Origin of the sequence: Microcystis sp. M109S1, from assembly GCF_020247025.1 — a bacterium.
Classification (GTDB): Bacteria; Cyanobacteriota; Cyanobacteriia; order Cyanobacteriales; family Microcystaceae; genus Microcystis.
Window position 1 is genome coordinate 1 of the sequence record NZ_JADBRW010000286.1, and the last position, 4,504, is coordinate 4,504.

The following is a 4,504-nucleotide window of genomic DNA, read 5'->3' on the forward strand; positions in this document are numbered from 1 at the left end:
GACTGCTATCCATCTCGGAATGGTTGGCAAAATCCTCCAGTGTTTTTACCAAGAGTTGTCAAACAATCCGAAATTGGTTTGGAGAAATCATTAGTTATTTTGAGCGAAGGACAACGAATGGGGTGGTCGAGTGAATCAACAATAAACTTAAACTAATAAAACGGAGAGGCTATGGCTTTAGAAACTTTCGGAATTTTTGGGTTAGAAGTATGTTATCTTGGCATCTTGTCTGTTGATTTAGCATAAAGAGTAACGAAGAGCCACCGAAAGTAACACCCAATTTTAGGAGAAAGTTTCCCCTGAAAAATCCCAAATTAGTAGATTTACAAAAATGAGATGCACCCACAATTAAATTCTCTTTTGTCAATAATTAAATATTTAATTTTAATTAAAACCTAAAGTTGTTATAATAACTAAAAGCCTATTTAACCAAAGTAACTGCTCTTAATTTGATTTAAATGTCCAATAACTTATCTCACCAAAAACCCTATCATCTCAACTTTAGCAGTGAGGATTTAGGCACGGCAAAACCGACTATCACCCTATTATCGGGGGAACCAGAACGCTCGCGCTATATTGCTGAAACTTATTTACAAAATGCAAGTTTACTATCGGATTATCGCGGATTAAATAGTTATCTTGGCTATCTAGATAATTCTACCCCAATTCTTCTGGCTACCAGTGGCATGGGTGCGCCATCTTTGAGTATTGTGGTTAATGAATTAATACAGGTGGGAATTAAAACTATTATTCGTATTGGTACTTGTGGTGCAATTCAAAATAGAATAAAAATTGGTGATATTATTATCTCCCAAGCGGCTTTATGTAGGCAAGGTGCTGCTAATGATATTGCTCCTCTGGAATATCCCGCAGTGGCGGATCCTTTTTTGACAGTTGACCTAGTTAAATCGGCTCAATTTTTGGGAGTAAATTATCATGTAGGTATTACCGCTTCTGTGGATAGTTTTTATGAAGGACAGGAAAGAATCCTGTCTTCCGCTAACCCTTATCTTCAGCGTCATTTAGAGGGAATTACGGAAGAATATCGACGTTTAAATATTCTCAATTATGAAATGGAAGCGGGAACTTTATTTAAAATGGCGGGGGTTTATGGATTTACTGCCGCTTGTATTTGTGGTGTGATTGCCGAAAGAAGTAAAGAGGAAGGGATTAGTTTAGAAAGCAAACAACAGGCCATCGAAAAAGCGATTCAGGTAGCAATATTGACTGTTAGCAACCTCTCCCCATCCTCAATTAATTAATGTTGAGAAATCATTTTCATTAAGACTTCCTCTTTTTCCTGACTTTGGGGATAACAGGAGATAAGTTGAGCGCATAATTCCTAGTACAAAATAATTGACCGCCTTGTCTAAGTATGGTACATTAATTTGTTCAAAAAAGTGTATTTTGTTGCGAATATGTAATGATTTTTGACAAAAGTAAATTCTCACCCCAAAAAAATTCGCTTTTTCCTAGTCTTCTAAGCTAATCTTGACCGGATTAACTTGCCATCGGTAAAGTCAAAACCGTTAGCGACGAGACGATTATAAAGTTGCGGACAAGCTAAAGCGAGGGATTTTCCTCACGGCATTTGGTGGGATTAAGTAAGTAGTTATAATTAAATTGAAGATAGATTTTGCCTCTGATCCCCCCTTAATCCCCCCTTGATAAGGGGGGTGTCTGATAATTTTTAACGCCTACCTACTTAGGAGCTAATAAAGTGAGATAATAGAAAAAAATTAGTTTTAGCTTTAAGGATGGTATTATGTCAGACACAACGCAGTTAACACCGGAAAAAATTGCTCAGTACCGTATTGAATTTGCGGACAATGAGAACGCTTTAATTGCACTTGATGTTATTGAGGAATGGGAGGGAGATTTAGCAGATGCTGCTGAATCTATTGCCACTCGTAACGGGATTGAAGGGGTAGAAGATAAGGCTGATTTTTGTTGGTTTGCTATTGTTCTTAATAAATGTCGTGATTCTATCTGTCAACCGAAGTATGAAACTTTGCGAGAAAAATATTTACCCGCACTTATTCCCCCTGTAACAGATATTATCGCAGGATGTTTTATGTGTCCGCCTGGAGTAGCAGGAATTTTATCAACTATCGTTGCTGTTTATATTCAAGAGCAAGGACTGGATAAATTTTGTCAAAATTGTTCCGATTCTTAAACTCAGAGCTTATCCCTGATATTAAAAACCCGATTTTTTCTGTCTCTAAAAATCGGGTTTTTTGGACTTTTGGATAATGGTGCAAGACCTGAGTTAAACTCCTGTTGCGATAAATGCTGTCCAATAATAGGGATTGGCAAAGGGATAGGGTTCGCGTTTCACTGCCGCTTCTAATAAGTCTTGGAATTTTCTTCTATCCCGTTTACTCTCAAAGACTCGATCGAGTAATTGCTGGAATTTTTGACTATTTTTTGTTTGGGCTAATTTTTGACTATTCAATGTTCTTAACCAGGTTTGAGTATGATTTAAAACAATAGCAATACTCCCTTGATCTTGGATAGAAATCCGTTTAAGATCGTGATAAAATTTAGCCATAAATAAGGTTGTTGCTAGGGGATCGACTGTCCAAAGGGTGCTAACGACACTAGAACTTCCTGCAAATAGAAAACCACTGGGTAAACCCACATATTCATCACTAATACTATCGGCTTTACTTTCTATTATACCACTTTCACAAGCAGAAAAAGTAACTAAACGGCATTCTCTTAAATCAAGTTTTTTAAAGACTTCTGCTAGAGTAAGGTTAGCTAATTTTCCTAAGTTACCTTCTGGATCTGCTAACATTAAAGCTGAGTCTCTAGGGGATTTATTATCAAATTTTCCATGACAAGAAAAGTGAATACAATGGGACGCTTGTAATTCTTGACGACGGTTTACTAGGGTTTGTTCTGATGCTTCTAATTCACCAATAATAATGGTTTTTTCTGCATCAAATCCTTGACTAATTCTCTCTATTTCTAGATTTGCTCCTAAGAGGGGTTTTAGGTCTTTTCTGGTGGGGTTTTTAATAGCAAAAAGATGAGTAAAGTTTTCTCGCTGTGATGATTTTACCAGTTTTAAAAGTTGGCAACTGGGAACGTATCCTACACCTTTAGTAAAGCGTTGATAGAGAAATTGTCCATCTTTTAGGGGTAAACAATGAAGGGGAATTATATGTAAGAACCAATGGGGAATTATGATTAAGCGTTTGCAGTCTTGGGGAATTAGTTCTAAAAGTTCATCAATGTGGAGAATTTCTGATAGTTGATTTAAACAAGAATTAAGATTATTAATCCACTCTGTTTTATTATTTTCATAAGCTTCACGATAATCTTTAATAAAATCAATCAATTTCTCTCGATCTTCTGCTGAAGATTGCCAAACCTTAACCCCTTTTACCTCAAAATTCCCCCCTTTTAAAGGGGGGTTAGGGGGGATCGAATCTTTTGAAGGGGGGTTAGGGTGGATCAAACCTTTCAAAGGGGGGTTAGGGGGGATCAAACCTTCATTAGTAACAATAAACGCCATAATTCTATCCCCTGAAATATACCATTCTAAAATAGCAGTATCTTGATCAATTAAGGATTGAATCTCACTTAATTTAATGGTTTGAACTTTTTGAGTTAAGATAAAAGTCTTATCTATTTTGGTTATTTCTTGGTCAATAAATTGCTTTAATTCTTGTTTTAAATGATTGAGGTGAGTATAGTCATTTAAGATGGGTTGTTTTTGTTGATCTAGAGTTAAAATTAATCCCCTATTGCGGGTTTGTTCTTGGATGGCTAACTGTTGTTCTTCCCCGATAATGGCACGACGGAGGCGATCTAATTCGGTAATAATAGTTTGGGGGATATTACCTTTAGGATAGATATCTCGGTCGGTAAGCAATTGGACTAGATAGCGGGTTTTGTTACGTTCAACGTATTCTAAAGCGCGATCTTTTTGATTGAGGTTGAGATAGGATTGAACTATGCCATGATAAACATCCATTGCATCGGAGAGGATTTCTTGTTGTCGTTGGGGGTTTAATGCTTCTAGTAGGGTGATTTCTGACGCTTCGATGGCTAAGTTGTAGCCTTTGATGGCGGTTTCCCAGTCTTCGATAAGGTTAGCAGTATTTCCTAAGTTTCGTCCTGTTCTTAAACAGTTTATAGGAAAAGCAGTGGGGGTATAAACTTCTAAAGATAGGTTATAAGCCGCTATCGCTAACTCTAGATTATCTGCCCTTTCCCCTCTGATGCGATCTCTATAAGTAATCCCCAGATTATTTTGTGACCCTGCCCAATATTCAGGAAAGGCTTCACGGGTATATACTTCTAATGACAGGCTATAAGCAACAATAGCTAACTCTAGATTATCAGCCCTTTTCCCTCTGATGCGCTTATTATAAGCATTGCCCAGATTATTTTGTGTTCTTGCCCATTCATAAGGAAAGGCTTCACGGGTATATACTTCTAATGACAGGCTATAAGCAACAATAGCTAACTCTAAATTTTCTGCCCTTTCCCC

General features: G+C 37.1%; 3 protein-coding genes and 1 pseudogene. 3 read left to right on the top strand and 1 reads right to left on the bottom strand.

The genetic code is table 11. The annotated features are described in order from the left end of the window. The 3 genes and pseudogenes from IM322_RS14450 to IM322_RS14460 all read left to right on the top strand — a co-directional run. Positions 1–236: pseudogene (locus tag IM322_RS14450) on the top strand (transposase); the annotation flags it as partial. 222 nt (positions 237–458) lie between these two features. Continuing rightward, complete coding sequence (locus IM322_RS14455; RefSeq protein ID WP_287673483.1) at positions 459–1,262, top strand: nucleoside phosphorylase; 804 nt, start codon at positions 459–461, stop codon at positions 1,260–1,262. Between the two features lie 503 nt (positions 1,263–1,765). Next, positions 1,766–2,176, top strand: a complete 411-nt coding sequence (locus tag IM322_RS14460) for a hypothetical protein (protein WP_287673486.1) — start codon at positions 1,766–1,768, stop codon at positions 2,174–2,176. Positions 2,177–2,269: 93 nt separating this feature from the next. Here the strand turns inward: IM322_RS14460 and IM322_RS14465 are convergent. Then, on the bottom strand, positions 2,270–4,504 hold a 2,235-nt coding region (locus IM322_RS14465; protein ID WP_287673487.1), incomplete at its 5' end, for a CHAT domain-containing protein.

Excerpts from the sequence above, each read along its gene's own strand:
- IM322_RS14460 (WP_287673486.1), top strand. The coding sequence starts at position 1,766 with ATGTCAGACACAACGCAGTTAACACCGGAAAAAATTGCTCAGTACCGT.
- IM322_RS14455 (WP_287673483.1), top strand. The coding sequence starts at position 459 with ATGTCCAATAACTTATCTCACCAAAAACCCTATCATCTCAACTTTAGC.